At 54.2% G+C, this 20200-nt stretch carries 20 protein-coding genes and 4 pseudogenes; 9 read left to right on the forward strand and 15 right to left on the reverse strand.

From position 1 onward, the window contains the following. Window positions 1–795: 795 nt before the first annotated feature. From tnpA to Q5Y75_RS21515, 7 genes and pseudogenes are all read right to left on the reverse strand, one after another. Window positions 796–1265 (reverse strand): annotated as a pseudogene (gene tnpA / locus Q5Y75_RS21485) (IS200/IS605 family transposase). A gap of 265 nt (window positions 1266–1530) precedes the next feature. Then, window positions 1531–2217 carry a D-lyxose/D-mannose family sugar isomerase gene (locus Q5Y75_RS21490; protein ID WP_306201435.1) on the reverse strand — a complete coding sequence of 229 codons (687 nt, stop codon included), beginning with the start codon at window positions 2215–2217 and terminating at the stop codon, window positions 1531–1533. Next, window positions 2214–3491, reverse strand: a complete 1278-nt coding sequence (locus Q5Y75_RS21495) for an amylo-alpha-1,6-glucosidase (RefSeq protein WP_306201438.1) — start codon at window positions 3489–3491, stop codon at window positions 2214–2216. Before Q5Y75_RS21495 ends, Q5Y75_RS21490 begins: the two co-directional genes overlap by 4 nt. A 12-nt stretch (window positions 3492–3503) precedes the next feature. Then, window positions 3504–4544: an ABC transporter ATP-binding protein gene (locus Q5Y75_RS21500; protein ID WP_306201440.1), complete on the reverse strand. Its 1041-nt coding sequence runs from the start codon at window positions 4542–4544 to the stop codon at window positions 3504–3506. 23 nt (window positions 4545–4567) lie between these two features. Beyond that, window positions 4568–5404, reverse strand: coding sequence for a carbohydrate ABC transporter permease (locus tag Q5Y75_RS21505; RefSeq protein ID WP_306201441.1), 837 nt, complete (start codon window positions 5402–5404; stop codon window positions 4568–4570). After that, a complete protein-coding gene (locus Q5Y75_RS21510; RefSeq protein ID WP_306201443.1) occupies window positions 5401–6246 on the reverse strand; it encodes a carbohydrate ABC transporter permease in 846 nt (281 codons plus the stop codon). Before Q5Y75_RS21510 ends, Q5Y75_RS21505 begins: the two co-directional genes overlap by 4 nt. Window positions 6247–6320: 74 nt before the next feature. Further along, the gene (locus Q5Y75_RS21515; RefSeq protein WP_306201444.1) at window positions 6321–7589 is read right to left on the reverse strand and encodes an ABC transporter substrate-binding protein; all 1269 of its coding nucleotides are present in this window, start codon (window positions 7587–7589) and stop codon (window positions 6321–6323) included. Between the two features lie 212 nt (window positions 7590–7801). Between Q5Y75_RS21515 and Q5Y75_RS21520 the strand changes: the two genes are divergently transcribed. Then, window positions 7802–8812: a LacI family DNA-binding transcriptional regulator gene (locus Q5Y75_RS21520; protein ID WP_306201446.1), complete on the forward strand. Its 1011-nt coding sequence runs from the start codon at window positions 7802–7804 to the stop codon at window positions 8810–8812. 174 nt (window positions 8813–8986) lie between these two features. Here Q5Y75_RS21520 and Q5Y75_RS21525 read toward each other — a convergent pair whose 3' ends face one another. The 4 genes from Q5Y75_RS21525 to panB are packed head-to-tail and all read right to left on the reverse strand — an operon-like array spanning window position 8987 to window position 12955. Beyond that, the gene (locus Q5Y75_RS21525) at window positions 8987–9844 is read right to left on the reverse strand and encodes an HpcH/HpaI aldolase/citrate lyase family protein (RefSeq protein ID WP_306201448.1); all 858 of its coding nucleotides are present in this window, start codon (window positions 9842–9844) and stop codon (window positions 8987–8989) included. Further along, window positions 9844–10974 carry a dimethylsulfoniopropionate demethylase gene (locus Q5Y75_RS21530; protein WP_306201450.1) on the reverse strand — a complete coding sequence of 377 codons (1131 nt, stop codon included), beginning with the start codon at window positions 10972–10974 and terminating at the stop codon, window positions 9844–9846. The genes Q5Y75_RS21525 and Q5Y75_RS21530 overlap by 1 nt, the downstream gene beginning before the upstream one ends. 33 nt (window positions 10975–11007) lie before the next feature. After that, window positions 11008–12093: a Rieske 2Fe-2S domain-containing protein gene (locus tag Q5Y75_RS21535; RefSeq protein ID WP_306201452.1), complete on the reverse strand. Its 1086-nt coding sequence runs from the start codon at window positions 12091–12093 to the stop codon at window positions 11008–11010. 1 nt (window position 12094) lies between these two features. After that, window positions 12095–12955, reverse strand: a complete 861-nt coding sequence (panB, locus tag Q5Y75_RS21540) for a 3-methyl-2-oxobutanoate hydroxymethyltransferase (RefSeq protein ID WP_306201453.1) — start codon at window positions 12953–12955, stop codon at window positions 12095–12097. A 119-nt stretch (window positions 12956–13074) separates the two neighbouring features. On the opposite strand from panB, the gene Q5Y75_RS21545 reads away from it, so the two are divergent. Further along, the gene (locus Q5Y75_RS21545) at window positions 13075–13560 is read left to right on the forward strand and encodes a MarR family winged helix-turn-helix transcriptional regulator (RefSeq protein WP_306201455.1); all 486 of its coding nucleotides are present in this window, start codon (window positions 13075–13077) and stop codon (window positions 13558–13560) included. A 278-nt stretch (window positions 13561–13838) separates the two neighbouring features. Here the strand turns inward: Q5Y75_RS21545 and Q5Y75_RS21550 are convergent, their stop codons facing one another. Next, window positions 13839–14723 carry a LysR family transcriptional regulator gene (locus tag Q5Y75_RS21550; protein WP_306201457.1) on the reverse strand — a complete coding sequence of 295 codons (885 nt, stop codon included), beginning with the start codon at window positions 14721–14723 and terminating at the stop codon, window positions 13839–13841. A 95-nt stretch (window positions 14724–14818) separates the two neighbouring features. On the opposite strand from Q5Y75_RS21550, the gene Q5Y75_RS21555 reads away from it, so the two are divergent. The 7 genes and pseudogenes from Q5Y75_RS21555 (at window position 14819) to Q5Y75_RS21585 (ending at window position 17788) form a co-directional block, all read left to right on the forward strand. Continuing rightward, the gene (locus tag Q5Y75_RS21555) at window positions 14819–15145 is read left to right on the forward strand and encodes a DUF2218 domain-containing protein (RefSeq protein ID WP_306201459.1); all 327 of its coding nucleotides are present in this window, start codon (window positions 14819–14821) and stop codon (window positions 15143–15145) included. 13 nt (window positions 15146–15158) lie between these two features. Then, window positions 15159–15437 (forward strand): hypothetical protein, encoded by a 279-nt coding sequence (locus Q5Y75_RS21560; protein WP_306201461.1) that lies wholly within the window; start codon window positions 15159–15161, stop codon window positions 15435–15437. A gap of 15 nt (window positions 15438–15452) precedes the next feature. Continuing rightward, a pseudogene (locus Q5Y75_RS21565) lies at window positions 15453–15629 on the forward strand (ester cyclase); the annotation flags it as partial. Between the two features lie 66 nt (window positions 15630–15695). Next, window positions 15696–16187, forward strand: coding sequence for a nuclear transport factor 2 family protein (locus Q5Y75_RS21570; RefSeq protein ID WP_306201463.1), 492 nt, complete (start codon window positions 15696–15698; stop codon window positions 16185–16187). Window positions 16188–16211: 24 nt separating this feature from the next. Next, window positions 16212–16754 (forward strand): luciferase domain-containing protein, encoded by a 543-nt coding sequence (locus tag Q5Y75_RS21575; RefSeq protein ID WP_306201465.1) that lies wholly within the window; start codon window positions 16212–16214, stop codon window positions 16752–16754. A gap of 240 nt (window positions 16755–16994) precedes the next feature. Then, window positions 16995–17480 (forward strand): protein-methionine-sulfoxide reductase heme-binding subunit MsrQ, encoded by a 486-nt coding sequence (locus Q5Y75_RS21580; protein ID WP_306201467.1) that lies wholly within the window; start codon window positions 16995–16997, stop codon window positions 17478–17480. A gap of 14 nt (window positions 17481–17494) precedes the next feature. Next, window positions 17495–17788: a PepSY domain-containing protein gene (locus Q5Y75_RS21585; RefSeq protein WP_306201469.1), complete on the forward strand. Its 294-nt coding sequence runs from the start codon at window positions 17495–17497 to the stop codon at window positions 17786–17788. A gap of 371 nt (window positions 17789–18159) precedes the next feature. Here Q5Y75_RS21585 and Q5Y75_RS21590 read toward each other — a convergent pair whose 3' ends face one another. The 3 genes and pseudogenes from Q5Y75_RS21590 to Q5Y75_RS28660 all read right to left on the reverse strand — a co-directional run. Then, a complete protein-coding gene (locus Q5Y75_RS21590; protein ID WP_306201471.1) occupies window positions 18160–19608 on the reverse strand; it encodes an alanine/glycine:cation symporter family protein in 1449 nt (482 codons plus the stop codon). Between the two features lie 427 nt (window positions 19609–20035). Next, a pseudogene (locus Q5Y75_RS21595) lies at window positions 20036–20119 on the reverse strand (ATP-binding protein); the annotation flags it as partial. Beyond that, a pseudogene (locus Q5Y75_RS28660) lies at window positions 20098–20199 on the reverse strand (IS6 family transposase); the annotation flags it as partial. The pseudogenes Q5Y75_RS28660 and Q5Y75_RS21595, both read right to left, overlap by 22 nt. Window position 20200: the final 1 nt, after the last annotated feature.

Consider the following 20200-nt stretch of genomic DNA (forward strand, 5'->3'; position numbering starts at 1 on the left):
GCGGTCGCTTTTAAGCCCTTGCATCACGAAAGTGTTGGAATGTCGCCTGAGAACTCTGAAGCTGGCCTGCAATGTTACACCTATACTTTGGGCAAAACTCGCGAGATGCGGCCTCGGCCCTTACCGCAGCATTCCCTGGTCGACCGGAAGTTAACGTGACAACACCCTTGACTATGCTATCGGCTGGCTTGTCTCCGCAGAGCATCGCCCGCCAAGTTGGCTTTTCCACCGGCCTGGTCGACACACGTACGCGCTCCATTAAGACCAAGTTCAGGAGCAACACGATTGAGCAGACTGTCGAGCGCGCTGTGGGTGTTGGAACGCTACAGCGGACCGACTTTTTCGCAAATCCAGTTTTAGAAGTCGTCGATCGGGACCAACGTGTTCTACTTGGTGGGATAGTGTACTGGAATCGCAATACTTGCGAGATCATTTCCTTTGATTGAGGTCGGCAGGTTTGGGACCTTACTAGCTTTGTTCCGGTCGAAGCGGTGACCTTGTCACGACGGTTTCATGTTTGTGTCGAGGCCATAAATGCCGCATTTGGTGAAGATGCTGATCGAAAAATCTGGGTTCGAAATCTATGAGTGCATTTAAGCGGCTTTCGATCAAAATTTCCGGCCGCTCAAGATTGAAAGTAAGGATCAACTGCCAGCTCTTGGACGTGGCAGGTCACTCGTGATACTCGGCGCTAGCTCTGGCGTAGACAGGGCGTTGGCAATTGCGATGGCTGGAACAGATTCAGGCGCGGTGAGCGCCGCAGGAGCCCTCGTACTGACGCATGTGAAGCGAAGATTATGAGTAGAACAATGGGCAGGTAAGTGTTGCGTCAAACAGCGGACTGAACGACAACCGACTGACGTCGGTAGGATCAGCGATGTGGTTTTCGAGGTATTGCAGGACGATGTCTTCGGTGATTGCGCCGCTGGTGGTGGAGAAGTAGCCCCTACCCCAGAACCGACGGCCCCAATAGCGCCTGCGGATCGCGGGAAACTCCCGTTGCACTTCGTGGGACGAACAGCCCTTCATCCTGGCACGAGATCGGAAATGGCGATCTTCGGCGGCACCGACACGAACATGTGCACATGATCGGATGACAATACCCCGCGCAGGATGTCGACCTCGTTCTCGCGGCAGACCTGACGGAGGATGTCGCGCACCCGCATGCGCAATGCCCCGGTCCACACCTTGTAACGACATTTCGTCGACCAGACGATGTGATACCGATGATAGAAGACGCAGTGCTTGCCGGTGTCGTATGGCATGATCTTACCCTCAGGAAAATGAGCCTTCGACCCGGCTGCGGCCCATTTTCCTAAGGGTAAGATCATAAGACGGTTCCTTCACACTGAAGCAGGTCCAACTGGAAGTCGGAGGGTTTAATCCAAAGCGTGGATACCAAAAGTAGTAGAGCTCTCCCCTGCCGCCCGTCTGCCCCTGTGAAAATCTGGTCCATTTGGCCGCTACAAAGTCAAACGGCGAACGTTGCACATAACTTCGCTTCTGCGTGCAAAGCATGAAGCAGCAATGTTAGAATAGCCATTTGCTATAGTCGCTCACCAACAGATGTGTTGGAGCAACATCTTCCTCAACCTCTGCGAAACGACCAATCGGATCGCGAAAGATGTTGTCGGTCTCATCGTCGTTGACGGTCGAGACCTCACCAATCAGAACATCCCCACCTTCGCCCCAGAACGCGTGCCAATCACCGGGGCGCAAAGTGACGCTTTCACCGGGCGCCAGGCGTAGTTTCTCACCCGGGCCAAAGTCGTGGCGGATGCCATCCATCCAGACCACACCGCCGCGGTCGTCCGCGAATCCGCCCGCGTCGTCCGAACCGAAGAGTTCAACGACCAGGCTTGCGCCGCCGCGGTTGATGATATCTTCGGCCTTGAGAACATGCGTGTGCATGGGCGACAGCTGATCCTGCCGTGAAATCAACAGCTTCTCGGCGTAGCACATGCCACCGCCTTTGGCTAAATCGCTCTGTAGACCGTTGCGCAGGGTAAAAAGGAATAAGCCCACCCGGTCAAAATCCCCGTCACCATAGTCAGTGATATCCCAGCCACAACGCGCGTCGATTACGTGACGGGCGTCACATTCACGAGCCTTGAACTCCTCAGGTGTCCAATAGGCAAAGGGCGGAAGCGTGAAGCCGTGGGAGCGGATTACTTCATCTGCATGCGCCATAACCTCGTTGATGCGTGAGCGTTTCATGCCGACACTCTTTGTACCTTGAGGATTTCGATAACCATTGCAGCCGTCCAGGTAAAATCTCCGCCGCCACATGGTTCTCCGCTGATTGGATCATAGTATTCCGCAAAGCCACTCTTCTCGATGAGGCGCAGGCTGTCAGCCAAAATGCGCTGCGCCATCGCCCCCTGCCCCGATCTGGTCAGGCCTTCAGCGATCATATAGTTCACAACCAACCATGTCGGCCCACGCCAATATCGTTTGCTGTCAAAGGCGTCATCCGCCGGATCGTGGCTGGGCACCAGATAACCGCATCGCTCGGCCAACAAATTGATCCTTTGCGCGAGCGCTTCAGCGCGTCCGTTGGGCACGTGCGCAATCGCCGCAAGTAGGCCACCGACCGTTGGCGTGTTCTGCAATCTCCCCGCGGCGCGGTTGTAGCACGTATATTGCCCAAGCTGCGGATTCCACAAGTTCTCCAACGCTGCACGGCCCTTAGTAGCCATACTACGGGCTTCGGAAGCCATCGACGGAACGCCCAAGATTTCGGCCAATTCAGCGACATCGTCGCAGGATCTTATCAGGATGGCGTTAAAGCCCGGGTCAACCAGTCGGAATGGTGAGGCGTCATGCAGTTTCGCATTGTCCCATCCCAATTCGCGGAAGTGTTCAACCAACCAGATATACCTTTGATACTGATCATCAGTCGGGCGGTGATCGGGATTGGCGTGTGTCGTATCGCGCCGGGTAAACGGGGTCACGCCCTCAGTCGGCACGGCCTCCAACCCCTCGTCCCAATCTACAGAATTGTCTCGACCAGACTCCCATGGGTGCAGGATCGCCACCAGCCCAGTGCCTTCGGGGTCACGGTTGCGATAAAACCACTGATGCCACGCATGGACTTTGGGTAAGAGCTTGCCCAAACGCACACGCGCAGCAGCTTTGTCATCAGAACGATCATAAAGCTTACGTAAAGCAAAGCCAGCAACCGCAGGCTGGGTGATACCGGTCGTAGGCACAACCTGACCGGTTTGCCAGACATCAGGACCGGGGAAGTACCCGTCATCAGGTTCGTGGAATACGATATGGGGCACCATACCGTCGTCCCACTGATGCGTCATGAGAGTCTCGACTTCGACCCAAGCCCGGTCCAAATCGAAATGCGAAAAGCCAAGCGCAGACAAAGCGCTGTCCCAGTTCCATTGGAAGGGATATAGGCCGTGGGTCGGCACTGTATAGCTGCCCCGGTCATTTCCTTCCATGACGTTGCGGGCCCGATCAATCAGCGCTTGGCTCATCCTGTTTCTCCTTTAGGCGACAGCCAAGGTGGTTTCCGGGTCAAACCACCGCCCCCGGCCCTCTTGCGGTGCCAGCGTAAGTACGTCGCCAGGTTTCACGTTTAGCTCACTGTCCAGCACGGCGCGGAACTGATGGCCATCCACGTCACAAGTCACGAGCAAATGTGCGCCCAAGGGCTCAACAACCTTTGCGCGCGCCCCAAAGCCCGCATCGGCGATGCCCAGATCTTCCGGGCGAATGGCCCATTTCAAATCTTTGCCACTTGCCGGCCCGTCAAAGTTCTGCCCCGCAACTGTCCAGCGACCGGAGCCCGCAGCTTTAGCGGGGAGGAAATTCATCGGCGGGTTGCCGATGAAACTGGCCACAAACTCGGCCGCTGGATCCCTGTAAACCTCTATGGGCGACGCTGCCTGCACTATTTTGCCCTGATGCATAACGCTGATCCGGTCGGCCATGGACATAGCTTCGACCTGATCGTGTGTCACATAGATGGCGGTGGTCTTGCTTTCGGCTAAGACGCCCTTCAGTTCGGCCCGCATCTCCATCCGCAACAACGCATCAAGGTTCGACAGCGGTTCGTCCATCAGGATCACATCGGGTTCCATTGCCAATGCACGGGCAACGGCGACCCGCTGGCGTTGACCACCGGACAACTCGCCTGAATAGCGTTTGAGAAGCTGTTCGATATGCATCAGCCCTGCGGTGCGCTCGACTCGACGCTTGACTTCGTCGTCGGGCAATTTTTGCATGCGAAGACCAAAGCCGATGTTCTCAAAGACTGTCAGGTGCGGGAAGACCGCATAGTTCTGGAACACCATCGAAATGCCGCGATCCTTGGGCGACAGGTGATCCACGCGTCGCCCTCCGATCCAGACTTCACCGGTTGTAGCCGTCTCAAGTCCAGCGATGATACGCAAGAGCGTAGACTTACCACAGCCAGAGGCCCCAAGAAGCACCATGAACTCCTGGTCTGCGATGGTCAGGTTGATGTCGTGAAGAGCCTGGTAAGATCCAAAGTTCTTGGCGACGTTCTTGATCTGTATTTCAGCCATAACAGTTTCCTTTCAGCCACCGCTCAGCGGTTGGCGATGCCCCACATGGCAAAGAGATATTTGCGCACAGCGAAGATGAAGATCAGTGCGGGCACCACGAGGATAAAGCCGCCCGCGAATTTAAGGTGCAACGGAGCTTCGCCCAATGTCTGCAATAGGAACGCGGGAAGCGTTCGGTTCTCGATGGTCAGCACGGCAGCCGCGAATACTTCGTTCCACGAAATCACGAAGGCGAAGATGGCTGAGGCCGTGATACCTGGCAACACCAGAGGTAGGATCACCTTGGTAAATGCGGTCAGGCGCGTGCATCCCAAAGTCCAGGCAGCTTCCTCCAGCTCCAACGGAATGCCCGAGAAGAGCGAGAAGGTGATAAGCACCGCGAACGGAATCGCCAGGGTCGTGTGCACAAGAGACAGGCCAAAGGCCGTGTCATCCAACCCTGTGCGTATGAAGAGAACCGCAAGCGGAAGCGCCAAAAGCGGAAGCGGGAAAGCCCGCGTCAGCAAGATCAGCAGCCGGAACAGCTCTTTCCCGCGAAATTCAAACCGAGAGAGAGCGTAACCTGCCGGCGCTCCGATGGTGATTGACATCACCATTGTCAGCACAGCAACCACAACCGAGTTCCACAGAGCCATCAGAATCCCCTGGAACCCCATGAAGAAGTTCAGGGATCCCATATTGAACTCCGGAATGAAGCTTTTTGGGAAGCTGTTCACCGTTTCCGGTGAAGACATTGTGTTCACGAACAAAAGGTAGAGCGGGACAATCACCCAGGCACACAGCAAGATCACTCCGGTCCGGTAGACCCCCCTGCCCGCCTTGCGGGCATCCGGGGCTACAACATCAGCAACAGCCGTCATATCGTGGCTCCTTTTGGGACGCGCAGAGCGCGCATGATGATCAGAGTGAAGACGATCGAGATAATCAAAACGATGATCGCCAGTGCTGCCGCTGCCCCACCATTTTGCAGGTCAAACTGATAGGCGTAGATTTCGCCCATTAACACCGGGAAGAGCGTGCCACCGAGCGCCGCCACCACAGCAAAGACTTCAAAAGCCAGAATGACTCGCAGGATCAACGCTGTTTGCAGCGATGGGCGCAACATTGGTAGGGTGATCCGGGTGAATTGCTTCCAACGAGAGGCTCCAAACACATCGGCGGCCTCATAATACTCTTTGGGGATCAGACCGATACCCGCCACCAGAATCACAAGCATGATCGCGGTCGCACGCCAAATCTCGGCTAGCATAATCGCTAGGAATACCATCCAGGGCGTTTGATAGCTGAGCAAGCTCACAGGTTGGTCCGTGACACCAAGTCCCACCATCATCGAGTTCAGGAAACCCGACTGCTCGAAGATCGCCAGCCAGATGATACCGGCAGCAAGGTCAGAGATGCCAAGCGGAATGGTCCAAATGTACAGAACCAGATCGCGGCCCTTTTGCATCTTCGTGACCATCGTGGCCATCAGAAGGGACAGTGCCAGCTGGATCGGTACTACAGCTGCGGCCAGAAGGAATGTATTCTTCATCGAGATGGGGAACTTCCAGTAGCTCACAACCTCGCGAAAGTTATCCAGTGAGAAACCGTTCTCCGTTCCAAACGCCTCCTGTGCAACCAGCACAAACGGGTAGAGGAAAAACAGACAGAGAAATAGGGTCACCGGGAGGATCAGAAAGTATGGCAATAGCCGCGCTTCCATCGGACCGCTCCTTTGAATTGGGAAAATGTTGGGAAATGGGCCGCCGTCAAAACGGCCCAGTTATTTGTTTGGATTTATTCGACGGGACACGGACCGTCGGAAGGCGCATCTGGGGCCCAGCAGGGAGCGCCAGTTTCATTCATGATCTTTTCAAGCCGCTTCTTTTGATCTTCCAGAACCTGCTCGATAGGTTGCCCCGCCAAAACAATGCGCTCGAACGTGTCCACATAGACACGGTTGAAATCACCACCCATGCTGCCGAGACCTGCAGGCAATAGTCCAGGATTGGCGTCTGCCGAACCGCTCATTGTGGCAACCGCTTCGCCTGCTGCCTTGACCGAAGGCGGCAGGTCGTCTGGCAGTTCGACATCAACAACAGGGAAGAAGTTCGTTGCCTTTAGGGTCGCGATCTGCGTCTCAGGTTGCATCAAATAAGCCACCAAGGCTTTTGCACTTTCCGCATCTGGCGCGGTACGCGGGATGGCAACACCTGCCAGTACAGGCATGAAACCGCGACCGGTCGGACCCGCAGGTGCCGGGAAGGCAACGAAGTCGTCAGGACGCTCATTAAAGGCTTGCGCCAGGCGCGAAGTGTGATCGAAAACGATCCAGGCATCGCCGTTCAAAAGCTGTTCCTGCATGAAAGAGAAGTTTGTCGATGCAGGATTTGTGTGGCTCCACAGCTCTTTAAATTTCTCCCACGCCGTGACGGCCTCAGGCGACGCAAAGGTACGCACAACTCCATCTGTGTAGGACGGATAGAGGTAGCCTTGGAAGAATCGGTGCTTCAGTCCCTTGGGACCTGCTGGAAAGCCGAATTTCTTCTGACCGGTCGCGTCTTCAACATTAGCTGCCCAAGCAATTAACTGGTCATAGGTCAGAGCATTAATATCTGCGCCTTCAGGCAGGTACTGCAGTGCCTCAGTGTTCGCGGCCATGATGTAGCTCGCTTGCATCCAAGGCATGTAGTGAAGGCTGTCAGTTCCCAGCATGGCCAGATCATTAAAAGTGTCTGAGGCCGACATGACGCCCAGATCGCCGAGATCCATAAGATCTTCGGGGTTCATCGCCGAGAAGTTACCATGCAATGAACCCAGCAAATCAATGCTACCCGAACCAGCCTGCAGTTCGGCTTGCAGACGTGTCAGCCACGGCCCATCTTCGTTCGGCTGGTAATCGACCTCGCCATCAAAGCCGCCGAGAACCTCGGTCCGCATCGCCTGCGCTTCTTCGGCAGGTCGGGCCTGCGTCGACCAGAACAGCGTCTCCGCTTGTACGGCAGCGGCGCCAACAAGCATGGCAACACCGGATACGGCACCCGCCAGTTTCGAATGAATAGACATGTTTTCCTCCGTTATGCCTGAGGTTGATCGAAATCAGACAACCTCCCTCCCTCGCCGACGAACTTGCATTAGCCTATGGCGAATGAGGGCAGTATGATATATCGTTTTATCTTGAGTCAAGCCAGTAATCTCAAGTCAATCGATATATTTTACTTGATAATCCAAGTCCCGCTTGCAAGTTTAGACAAACGTTGTAGCAAGAAACGATTTCCATGGCCAAAAAACCCACCCTGTCTAGCGTTGCGGAAGAAGCGGGCGTTTCTGTTCCAACTGTAAGTCAAGTCATGCGCGACACCGGCCGGATTTCGGAAAAGACACGTCAGAAAGTCTTAAGCGCGGCCAAACGACTTCGCTACGTTCCAAACCATGCAGCTGCAACGATGCGATCTGGAGAGAATCGCGAAATAGGATTTATTCTCAATAAGTTAGCTAACCCGTTCAACTCTGAGGTTGCCAGTAGTGCCGTTGACTTCCTTGAGGCCGAAGGTTTCATGGTGTCAATACTAGATGCGCAAGGCAGTCTTCAGCGTCAGGACCACCATTTGGAAGCATGCATTAGATTTGGGCGCGGAGGATTGATATGGGTTCCGGCTCTCGAAACAAGTGAAGATTCAGTGGAACTGCTTAAGGCTCATAGTGTTCCCGCCGTGACGTTTATGCGAAAAGTCTCGCGATCTCTTGATCATGTCGGAATTCTCAACACTGAGGCCCTGACGGATGCCACACAGCATTTGATGGATTTGGGGCACAAGCATATCGCCTATTTTGGCGGTACAGAACAATCGTCTGTAAGGGAGGAACGCATCACCGGATACCTCAACGCGCTAAAGCAGATGGATGGGGTGCAGCCGATTATTTGGCCCTGCGATGAAAACAAGCGCGCTGGCTTTGACGCTATTACCGCCCTCCGCAAGCAACACCCGGAGGTGACAGGTATTGTTTGCAACGGGGATGTTGTGGCGCTCGGGGCATGCTTCGGCTTGATACAGACTGGTCTGAAACCAGGGCACGATTTTTCTGTAGTAGGTTTTGATGATATCGAGGATGCTGACGTCACCACCCCAGGCTTGACAACCATGGCGATCAACCCAAGAAAATTAGGCGCGCGGTTGGCCGAAATCCTACTAGAGCGGATACGCACTCCTGAACTGCCTGTTCGTCATTTCGAGTATGCTGCCACTTTGAAAGTTCGGGGAACATCGGGCGAGGCTCCCAAAAACTGAACCACTTGTGTGATTTCCACTGCTGGCGCAAGACCTCACGGGTTTCTATAAGCGCGGCATCTAGACTCGCCTCGAGCAGCCATTGCGACAGTAGTCCAGCCTACAGGCCAATCGCTACGACGCCACCGGCCATAGTTTCCAACTGACCCAGCCCCCCGAAGTAATATGTTTACACTACGTTTCCACACGATCAGCTATTGCAACTATGCGGCGCATTTCACGCAGTACCGGTTTCTCAATCAGTTTGCCGTCAATTACGACAAGGCCAGTATCGGCTTTCTCAAAGTCGGAGATAACTCGGCGCGCAGTGGAGATCTGTGCATCCGTCGGCGTGAAGACCTCATTCAGCTGCGCAATTTGTTTGGGATGCACGGATCCTTTTCCTGCAAAGCCCAGTTCTCGCACCAGTTCAGCCTCCTTTCGCATTCCATCCGGATCGTCTAGGTCAAGAAACGGAACGTCGATCACGTCGAGGCCGGCAGCTGCAGAAGCGTGAACCAGGCGAGATCGAGCATAAATCAAGGACTGGAAGTCGTTTTGGCATCTTAGCTCGGCCGCCATATCAACGCCCCCAAAAAACATCGCATCGATCCGATCTGAACTTCGGGCAATCTCAAACACCGCCTCTAGCCCTTCATTTGTTTCGATGATGACGTGCAGCCGTGTTGTGTGGCCCGCTTCGCTCAAAAGCTGGTCCAGAATAACGACCTCGTCAGGGGTCCTGACTTTTGGCATCATAATGGCCGGTGGCGGAGTATTGGTAGATAGGATCGCGTTCACATCCTCGATTCCGCACCGTTCGCGCATGGAATTGATCCGAACAACACGCTCGACACCGTCGTCGGCTTGCGGGGTTTCGAACAAAGCCAGTGCGTTTTTTCGCGCTTCAGCTTTGTCTTTCGGCGCTATCCCGTCCTCCAACTCGATACAGACGATATCAGCACCGCTTGCCAGCGCCTTCGGGAACATGTCTGGGCGCAGACCCGGCGTAAAAATGAAACTCCGACGCGGACGGGCAATACGTGCGGCCATCAAAACCTCCCCCAAAACTTCTCTTTGACCGTTGCTTCGCGCAAACCATCGGATGTAAGTATCTCGAGAGCAGTGCCCGGTTTCCAATGACTTCGGTCAATCAAACCGATTGCCGCGTTGCAGTCGAAACTATATGCGCGGCATGAAGACGAGATCCGTCCGACAGGACGGCCATCAGCGATCACATCCCAGAACGCGCCCTGAGGCGGCAGCGGATCACCGGCGATTTCGATGGGGCGCAGCTGACGATCCGGCTCTCGCTTTTCGCGCAAGGCCGCCCATCCAAGGCAACCAATGTCGCGCTCTGTTTCACACAGACTTCCCAGACCAGCCTCGAATGGCGTCATATCGAAGGTGATATCTGCCAGGAAAGACAGCATTCCGGACTCGATACGCTCGGATTGGTGCGGCGCACCTGCCCGCACGTCCAGATCGCGCCCAGCTTCCATAAGCCGGTTCCAGACCACATCACCGCCCTCAGCGCCTTCGAAGTAAAGTTCAAAGCCACCTTGTGTGGAAAAACCTGATCGAGCGAGGATCATTTGCGTGCCGTTCACGTCCACGCGCATGTGGCGGAAGAACCTAAGATCGCGGATTTTGCCACCCCAAACACGCGCGGCCAATTCGTCAGCCTTCGGACCTTGAATTGCCAATGGCGAGACCTCTGGCTCGAAAACCTCTACATTGAGATTCCATGCAGCAGCAATGCCCTTGTAGTAGAGCAAGAGATCGCTGTTGGAAATTGAGACCCAAAACCGGTCCTCGCCCAGACGCAGCAGAACTGGATCGTTGGTCATATGACCTTTCCCATCGACAGTGGGAATATAGAAACATCTATCATGTGTCATCTGGCTGATGTCACGTGGTGTCGACATCTGAATGAGTTTCGCGGCGTCCGCACCGATCAGCTCAATCTGCCGTTCGCAACCTACATCCCAAAGCTGCACAGCCGATTTCAAGTGGTAGTACTGTTGCTCCGCATCGCCAAAGGTGGAGGGGATCAACGTGTGATTATAAACCATGTAGCCGTTGGGATTATGGGCATCGCTACTGGTCCAGAAAGCCGAGCGCTGCTCACGCACAGTCAGCGGCATCTGCGATGTTGTTTTGGTGGCTACTGTGTTGAGCATGATTACATTACTCCTAAGACAACATTTGACGTGTCAGAGAGGTCGACCTTCGGCCTTGAGTTTCTTGTTCAAAATCTGGCGGACAAAGATGCCAGCGCCGTCAGCGCCCAATGTGACTTCAAGAAAATCGAGCCCGCGCGGATCCTTGCTGATCTGCTTTTGCATGATTTCCAGCAGATGTTTGTCCTCGTCGAAAGCGACAACGATGCTGGCCTTGGTTTTTTCGGCCACGTCATCGGTTATTGACGGCACATCAAAGGCCGCACCCCAAAAGTAATGTGTTTTTCCTCGGACCGAGGGAATCACAATATGGCAGCCCCGCATAACGAATTCAGCGCGTGCGTCGGGTTCTGGCGTTGGATCATGCACAACCCAGTCCGAAAAAGAGATAGCCAACGACGGCATCCGCCCCTTCTGCGTGCGCTTGATTGGCTTGTCCTCGGGCAAGCCCATACCAGCACAGAAAAGCGGTGAGAGCGGGGCAAGGTCAAAGTCCTGCTCGTAGCAGACAGTGTCGCCTTCCATGTAATGATCCGGTGGGGTAACCCAGTCATTCTGCTTGAACGTGTTCTTGTGCAGGAACGCAATATGCGTCAGATCCATCACATTCTCGCGTATCAGCACCCAGTTGGCCGCGACTTCATAGTAACCGTCAAGGAACGACCAATTCGGATCGACCTGATAATCCACCTCGGGCGGGTCGCAGTCGATGCTATCCTGCTCGCCCATCCATATCCATATGAAAGCACCTGCTTCGCGTACAGCAAACGAGGGTATCTCAGCCCGTTTGGGCTTCATATGCTGGGTCGGTGCTTTGGTGCAAAGCCCCTCCGAATTAAACTCCATGCCGTGGTAGGGGCAGACGATCTTGTCACCATCGACGTGGCCTTCGGACAAAGGGGCCCACCGGTGGGGGCAACGGTCATACAGAGCGGCGGGCTTACCGTCTTCAAGCCTGTAGAGAACAACCGGTGTCTCTAGAATCCACCGCGCTAGCGGTTTGCTCGTCACCTCGCGACTATGTGCAGCGACCCACCACATGTTACGGGGATAGTTTTCCTGAAGCATCCCATTGGGGATACGCTGACCGTTCCGGGTGATTGGTTCGTTTCCGTCCATGTCATCCTCCTATGGCGCGTAGCGCTGCAAAGCGCTCGATTTCTTCGGGTTTCATCTGGTAACTGTGATCGGCGTCAGGAAAATTTCCGGACCGAACGTCTTCGGCGTAATCAGCGAAGGCCGCAGTGGCGATCTCAGCCAGGTTTGCATACCGTTTTGCGAATTTTGGTTTGAATGTGTCAAACGCGCCAAGCAGATCGTAGCCATTCAATAACTGACAGGTGCCAGCCGATCCTGCTCCGATTGAAAACGTGAAGATTGACACCGCTTCGTCTACGGCCTTCCCGACTTCATAGGGCATTGCCTCAATCTCAAGACCAATGGCTCCTGCCGCTTCAATAGCGCGTGCGTCTTCTAGAATCTCCATCGCGGCCTCTGCCGTCCGCCCCTGCATTTTGAAACCGCCAAACAAATGTACTTTGTGCGGCAAAAGTCCTACATGGCTCATCACCGGGACGCCCGCTTCCGCGACAGCGCTTATGATATGCGCTCCTTCACGACCCATTTGCAGCTTGAGTGCATCGGCCCCGCTTTCTTTCATCATCCGAACGGCGTTTTTCACTGCAACGTCTGGCGTCGCGTAAGACCCGTAAGACATCGACACTATATTCATGGTGTTCGGCGCGCCCCGACGTACGGCTTGCGTATGCATTATCATCTGGTCGACCGTTATCGCGAGAGTATTTTCATGCCCGTGAAGTGTCATACCCAGACTGTCGCCAACTCCTACAATGTCCACACCGGCGCGCTCCGCCCAAGTGGCAGTCAGCACCTCACCAACGGCCACCATAACCAGGCGTTCACCTGCAGCTTTCTTGGCCGCGAGGTCGGGAATGGTCAGCCGACTAGGTGCATCAGACATGTTGTCGCTCCCGCCGGGTCAGATTCCAAATTATTCTATTTTGTTCCAATTGGAACAACTTGCACCGAACCAACAATTCTGGCAAGCCCGGAGATGTCGAGAAAGGGAACGAACGCGAGATGCAAGAAAAGCGGAGCAAACCAGACGAGGATTTTATCTCGCTTTTTGAGACGATTGGCTTCCCTGAAGCTTACCGGATCACTTATTTGGCCGGATCAATCGCCGGGCCTGCCTACGATGCGATCAAGCGAGACTTTGGAATCATTCGCGCTGAGTTCGTTCTACTCGCCTGTCTGTCGCATTTCGATGAAATGAAGGCGCAAGACATCGCAGACATATCACGCAGGCCTCGTAATACAGTATCCCGGGCCGTTCACCGGATGGTGGCGGAAGGGTACATAGAACGTTCACCCGATGCTGCGGACGGACGGCAGGCCCTACTCATGATCACACCCGCCGGACGAGCCCTACAAGACGAGGCCGCGCAATACCTCAAGACAAGGCAAGACAAAGTCTTGGCAGCGCTCAGTGCTGATGATCGCAAAGCTTTTTCGGACCTACTCCTCAAACTGGCAATCAATGCCTCGAAGTTGGACGATGTATAATGACTGGGCGGGATTCTGACCAATTAACAATGGTCGGATTGGCTTGAAAAAGGGTTTCAATAAATTACTGCCGCAAATTTTTTGGATAGCGCCGAAGTTGAACATCGGATCAAGAAAGTCATTTTGATACAATACTCTACCCATTCACTCGAGTTGTCGAGTCCGCGAAATCTACATTGATAAGGTCGATCCAAGGTCAAACTGTAGACAGGTTTGCACCAATGCCTTAATCCTCTTGTTTATCTGCGAACCTTGGCTCTCTCGGCCTTACAACCAGATCAACTTTGATATGTCGCCGCCAGAAACCGTACAAAGTGCACAGTCAGGTTCTCGCGCCGCGATTGATCTGGCCACACCGCGTAAATTCCGAGTGGTCGGAGTTTCCAATCGGGCAGAAGCTCTACGAAGTTCCCCAATTTAAGGCCGCGTTCCGCCAGATAGTGAGGCAACACGGTAATACCAAGGTTCTGCTGTGTAAGGTGGTGCAATGCATCTACGTTATCGACCTGAATCTGGGATTTGCCAGCCACCCTCGCGATCTTTTCGTTCGACGAAACAAACTCAATGGTATCAGATCGCTGGGCATAGCTGATCCAGTCCCAGTCCTCCAACTCATCGGGGTGCTTTGGTTTTGGCCGAGACGCTGCGTATCCGGCGCCAGAGACAAGTGCGCGCCCGATTTCACCAAGTTTTCGAGACATCATCGAGCTGTCGTCGAGCCATCCTACTCGGATATTCAGGTCAAATCCGTCATCGATGAGATCTACGGGGCGATCGGTAAATGACAGCGTCAACGCTACATGCGGATGCGTTCTTGCGAACTTACCCATTGCCGTCAAAAGTGCTGACGACGACATAAAAGCAGGCACGGAAACCCGTAGCGCTCCGACAGGTTCCACTGACAACGTGTTCAACTCGTTCAACCCGGTTTCAGCACTGCGGATCATTTCCACCGCACGGCCATAGAACACGCGCCCTTCATTGGTCAGTGCGATCTTTCGGGTTGTCCGATAGAGCAAGGTGACGCCGAGAAAGTTCTCTAGGTCTGTCACCGTTTCGCTGATCCGTGACGGTGCCAGGCCAATGCTCTTCGCGGCGCCACGAAACGATCCTTCGTCGACCACGCGCGCGAAAATCGCCATATGTCTGAGATGATCAATCACTGTTCTGTTTTTCGGAATTATTTTATCGGCAACCAGTCAATTCTCAAAACAATGCAGCGGAAATACTTTGGGTGCAAGCCTTACGGAGCCAACCGATGCAACTGCACTCAACATTTTCAACCCAACGAGGCGGGCGATATCTGTCAGCGCTGTGTCACCACTTCGGTCGCAAGGTCGAAGCATGGTGCGACGCGGATACCGGTTGGGTGACATTCCCATTTGGTCGGTGTGATCTCAAACAGGACGTATCGGGTCTGCGCTTGGTGATCAGTGCGACATCTCAGGCGGATCTGGATCGGGTGGTTCAGGTCGTAACCAGCCATCTCGAACGTTTCGCCTTCCTCGAACACCCGGAATTGGAATGGAACCACCCGGCGGAAACATCGCCGAGTGCCATGAGTGAACCCACCCCTCATCATTGATCTGGAGCATCACATGACGATCAAAAACCTGGCGCTTTCATTTGCGTTTGTTTCAGTTGCAGGCGGAACATGGGCGGACGACACCGCGACCGTGCAAAACTTCTACGACCTGTTGAGCAACCCAGCGTCGCAAGATCACGTGGCGGCCTTTGAAGCTTCAATCTCTGACGATTGGGAAAGCATCGGCGACTATTCGGGCTCGAGCAAATCGAGCGACGCTTTTCTTGGCCAGATTGGTGGTTTCGGAAAGCTCATTCCGGACCTCGAATGGTCGGTGCAAGCCATGTACTAGGCCGGTGATTTCGTCACCGTCCGCAGCCGAGCCATCGGAACACCCGTTGGACCGATGTTCGGTGTCGACGGTGAGGGCCGGAGCTTCGACATCATGACCATCGATATCCACGAACTGGACGACGGCAAGATCGTCCGCTCTTACCACGTCGAAGACTGGGCGGGTGCGCTGCAACAACTCGCCGGTCGCTAGTCCGACAATCCAGACAGCTTGGCTTCTGAAAAATGCCGGGTTGGAGGCTATGAAAGGAAACCGAAAATGGAACGAAGAACTGCGCTGAAGGCCTTAGGTCTTTCGGCTTTGGCGGCTGCCCTGGGTACTCAGGTGACGGCGGCTGATGGAAATGAAGACACGAAGGCAAGTCTTGAGACAGTCATGGCGTTTATGGGCGCTATGGGTAGCGGCGACATGGAAAGCATGACCAATCTTATGGCTGACGACATGGTCTGGCACAATGAAGGCGACACCACACTACCCTGGGTGGGTGGCGCCGAGGGCAAAGAGGCAATTTTTGAGTTTCTCGGTGTATTCTCGTCCAACTTTGAAACCACGATGTGGGAGAATACCGATGCTTTCGCGTCTGGCGACACGGTTGCAGTCTTCGGTAAGATGAACGGGAAAACAACGAAGTCCGGCAAGGATATCGGCGAATTTACGTTCGCAATGCGCGCCAAGGTTCGCGACGGTCAGGTGGTTTTGTGGCATTGGTTTGAAGACAGTTTCGCAGTCAGCCAAGCTTATCATGGCTAACGCCTGCCAAAGGGAGATTGAAACATGAAGGTAGATCGCCTGCTTTGTATAGCTTCCCTTGTATGCGCGTTTGGGGCGTCCCACGCACTTGCTGACCTTACAACCCTGCCAATGCGTGAGACACCCATTCCAAGGACAACGGATGGTGTGCCGCATATTCAGATCGGGGTAGAGCCGGTGCCGGGAATTTCAGAAGCGCTCCTGAAAAGAGTTGCTGGTTTGCCGGGCGTTCAGATCAAGCCGACGGTTGTATCCCTGTCCGGAGCCTTGGGTTTCTGGATCAGCGAAGATCAGGCGCTGGCACGACCGGAGGTCATTGTAGGCGGTCGCGAGTTTGCCCACATACATCCTGACGGCAGCCTACATGCGTCGCTGTCGCCAGCGCTCGCCGAGATGGCAACTGAAACAGGCTGGGCTGTCAGCCATCCTTGGGCAGACCAACGACCGGGCTGGGACGGTTTCGTAATGATCTTTACGCCAATGAACACGGCGGAATTGGACGTCGTCTTCGACTTGGTCGAAGCATCTTATGGTTTTGTGACAGGCTTGGGTTCTTCTTCAAACTGAGTTGATCATCAGTCTCTTCATTCTGCATAGAAAACCATAGCCGCGCGAATTTTCGACGGAACGTTGCCGCTGACGCGTTCAACGAAGAATGCGTTCGCTCAAACCATGAGGCTCTCAGTGCTTAGGCAGATACTAAACTCTCGTTGTCTTGTGTGGGGTCTCATTGCGCTGCCGTCGATTCCGATGGTTCTTGTCTTGGTATCCTGTAAACCTGGGAGTGAAGGTGAGCCTGTTACTGAGATGCTATTACATCCGACGGGTGAATTCTCCGCCCGGTTCCTGATCATCACAATGATGCTCACTCCGATGCGCATGCTCTTTCCGGCCTCTGGGCTCTGGAATTGGATGATGAAGCGACGCCGATATTTTGGTGTAGGGGCCTTTGCCTATGCGGCGTTTCATACTGTTCTCTATCTGTTTGACATGGGCAGCTTGCAGGCGGCCCTCGGAGAAGCACTGGCACTGGGAATTTGGACCGGTTGGCTCGCATTCTTCGTTTTTGTGCCGCTTGCTATGACTTCGAATGACTGGTCTGTCCGTACATTGGGCCCGGCTTGGAAGTCGCTTCAACGCTGGGTCTATGTGGCGGCAGTCGCAACGCTGATGCATTGGATATTCGTCCACAACAACCTTGGACCTGCTCTTGTACACTTCGTGCCTTTGGCGGGACTCGAAGCATTCAGGATCTGGAAAAATCTCAACCGCAAACGCACTCGCACCGCCTGAGGAAAGGACAATAAATGAAAACGTGGATATTGGTGATTTCGATTGCATTGCCGACAATGGCCCAAGCAACTGGCATGTATCAATGCGAAAACGTCGCAGCCGAGGATTGGCTTACGGAAGAGCAACTGACCGAAAAGATCACCGCGGAAGGTTGGACGGTGAACCGGATGAAGCAGGATGGCGGATGCTGGGAGGTTTATGGGAACATGCCAGATGGCAAGCGTGTAGAAGCTTACTTCCATCCTTCCACTGGCGAAGTGCGTCTCATCAATCAGAGGGGCACAATTCTCTACCGAGCAGAGAATTGAAATTGGGGGCCGTGTTGCATGGAATGGCGTTGTGAAGTAGGAGGTTGAAGATCAGCCTCTGAGTTATGTTCAAGCTTACCCGGAAAATGCAGGATCATACCGATGTTATTCGGGTAGGCATCCGGTAGCTCTTCTGGATCAAGACTGCGGCTTGGTCGACCTCCTTCAGCACCTTCAGCGAGCAACGCCTCTACTTCGGTTAACGCTGTTTCGGCTCCTCTCTCCGCCAACTTTCGGGCCATTGGTTGATTTCCCAAAACCCGCGCATAGCCCTAAGGCGTCTTTCCCTCAAAGCGACCGTTGGGACTGCACAAGGCGCAGCATCATGTTGTTTGTTCAACCTGTGTGGGAACATTTTCGGGTGTATTCCCTTAATTGACAGCTCGATCTTCGGTCGCTGATGGCGCGTCTGGCCATGCTGTCGGATCAGTGTCCAGATCCTCGAAATTAGCGGGATCGAAAACAGGTTTGGCGACGCCGCTCGCCACTTGATCCTGAAAGTCACTGATAAGCCGCAAAGCTACCGGGAACAGCATCATCAGAGCAAGGAGGTTTACTACAGCGAGAATACCCATCATTGGGTCGGAGAAGGAGAAAACAGCCGTTGCTCCCGGCGCAACCGCACCAAGAAACACGATACCGATGATTGCAATCCTGAGCACCAAAATGGCCATGGGATTCTCTGAAAGGAACGTCATCGCGTTTTCACCCAAGTAGTAATTGTACATGATGGATGAAAAGGCAAATAGCAGGATAGCAAAAGTCAGAAAGTACTGTGCCCATCCTCCAACGTGGCTCACCATGGACTGCTGTGTTAGTGCGACGCCATCCACGCCCTCCGCTCCGGGTTGGTAGACATCCGCCAAAAGGATCACGAATGCTGTACAAGAGCAAATGATGATGGTGTCGATAAACACCGAGAATGACTGTGTGATGCCTTGACTGACAGGATGCTTAACATAGGCGGTTGCTGCCACGTTCGGGGCTGATCCAAGGCCAGCTTCGTTCGAGAAGAGACCTCGACGGAGACCTTGGGCAATTGCGGCGCCCATTCCGCCAGCCACCGCTTCGCGGAAACCGAGCGCATTGGCGACTATGTCCCAAAGCACAGCTGGAATGCTGGTGATGTTGATCACGATAATCAGCAGGGCCATGCCGATGTATCCGAATGCCATGACAGGAATCACTACATCAGCGGCCTTAGCGATCCGGTGAATGCCGCCAAAGATGATGAACGCGGTGATGATCGATAAGAAGGCACCCGTATAGACGCGCGGTACGTTCAGGCTGTCGAGGGCCGCACCGGCCACCGTGTTGCCTTGGAAAGCATTGAATCCAATTGCAAATGAAGCAATCAGACAGACTGCGTAGATCACGGCGAGCCAGCGGTAACTCTCGCCAAGACCGTGGATAATGGTGCGTGCAGGACCGCCGCGGTAGTCTCCGCTTGGTGTGGTCCTTTTGAAAGCTTGTGCGAGAGTTGCTTCGATTAGTGCCGTACACATGCCAACCAGCGCAATCATCCACATCCAAAAGACGGCACCTGGACCACCTGCCGTAATAGCAACCGCCACGCCGGCGATGTTACCGCCACCTACACGCCCGCCGACAGAAACAAAAAGGGCCTCTCGGGCGCTAATCTTCGTCGGGTCAGAATGCTCGTCGCCTTTGAGGACACCAAACATCCGACGGAAGAACCGCAACTGCACAAAGCCACTTGCGGTGGTAAAAAACACACCAAAGATTACGAGAATGGGAACCAGTGCCCAACCCCAGGTCAGATTATTGACCAGGTCAAAAATGGAATTGAAGAAACTCATTTGGTCCTCGCAATACGGTTATGTAGCGTCATCCAACTGTTACATCTGGGAGACCGTCTGTATAGCCGCAGGCTCAAACATCAAAGTCTATGACATGTCGGAGTTGCCTGAGATGCATAAGCATTAAGCTAAGTAGGCAGGAATTGGAACTCGTGAGCGGCAGTAAACAAGTCGTATCAATCAATCCGACCCGTCTTGTGTGATCGCATGGCATTACCACTCAGGATGAGTGCAGGATCTGTCGCAAACTTTGGTCGGGATGTTGCGCCTTGGCGGGATTTGATCCAACTGGTGTTTTGTCAATCGACTTTGAATGCTGACGCCCCGTCGGTGTCCAAGATTGGCCCCTCTGGAGCGGCGCAGGCCCGGCGCTGCGTAGTCCTCATGTAACGCAGCTGCGGCGAGCCTGTATGGTTGCGGCTTCGCGTTATGCCCGGATTTTGACGCGCCAGCTTTCGTTGCCGGCTTCTACAATTTCGCAGTGATGTGTGAGGCGGTCGAGGAGTGCAGTTTGTCCGTGATGATCCGCTTGGGAATGAAACCAAGACGCTTTATCAGGCGGCGCAACAGTCGGTTTGCCGCCTGTTTCTCA

The sequence above is a fragment of the Ruegeria discodermiae genome (assembly GCF_030758345.1).
Classification (GTDB): domain Bacteria; phylum Pseudomonadota; class Alphaproteobacteria; order Rhodobacterales; family Rhodobacteraceae; genus Ruegeria_C.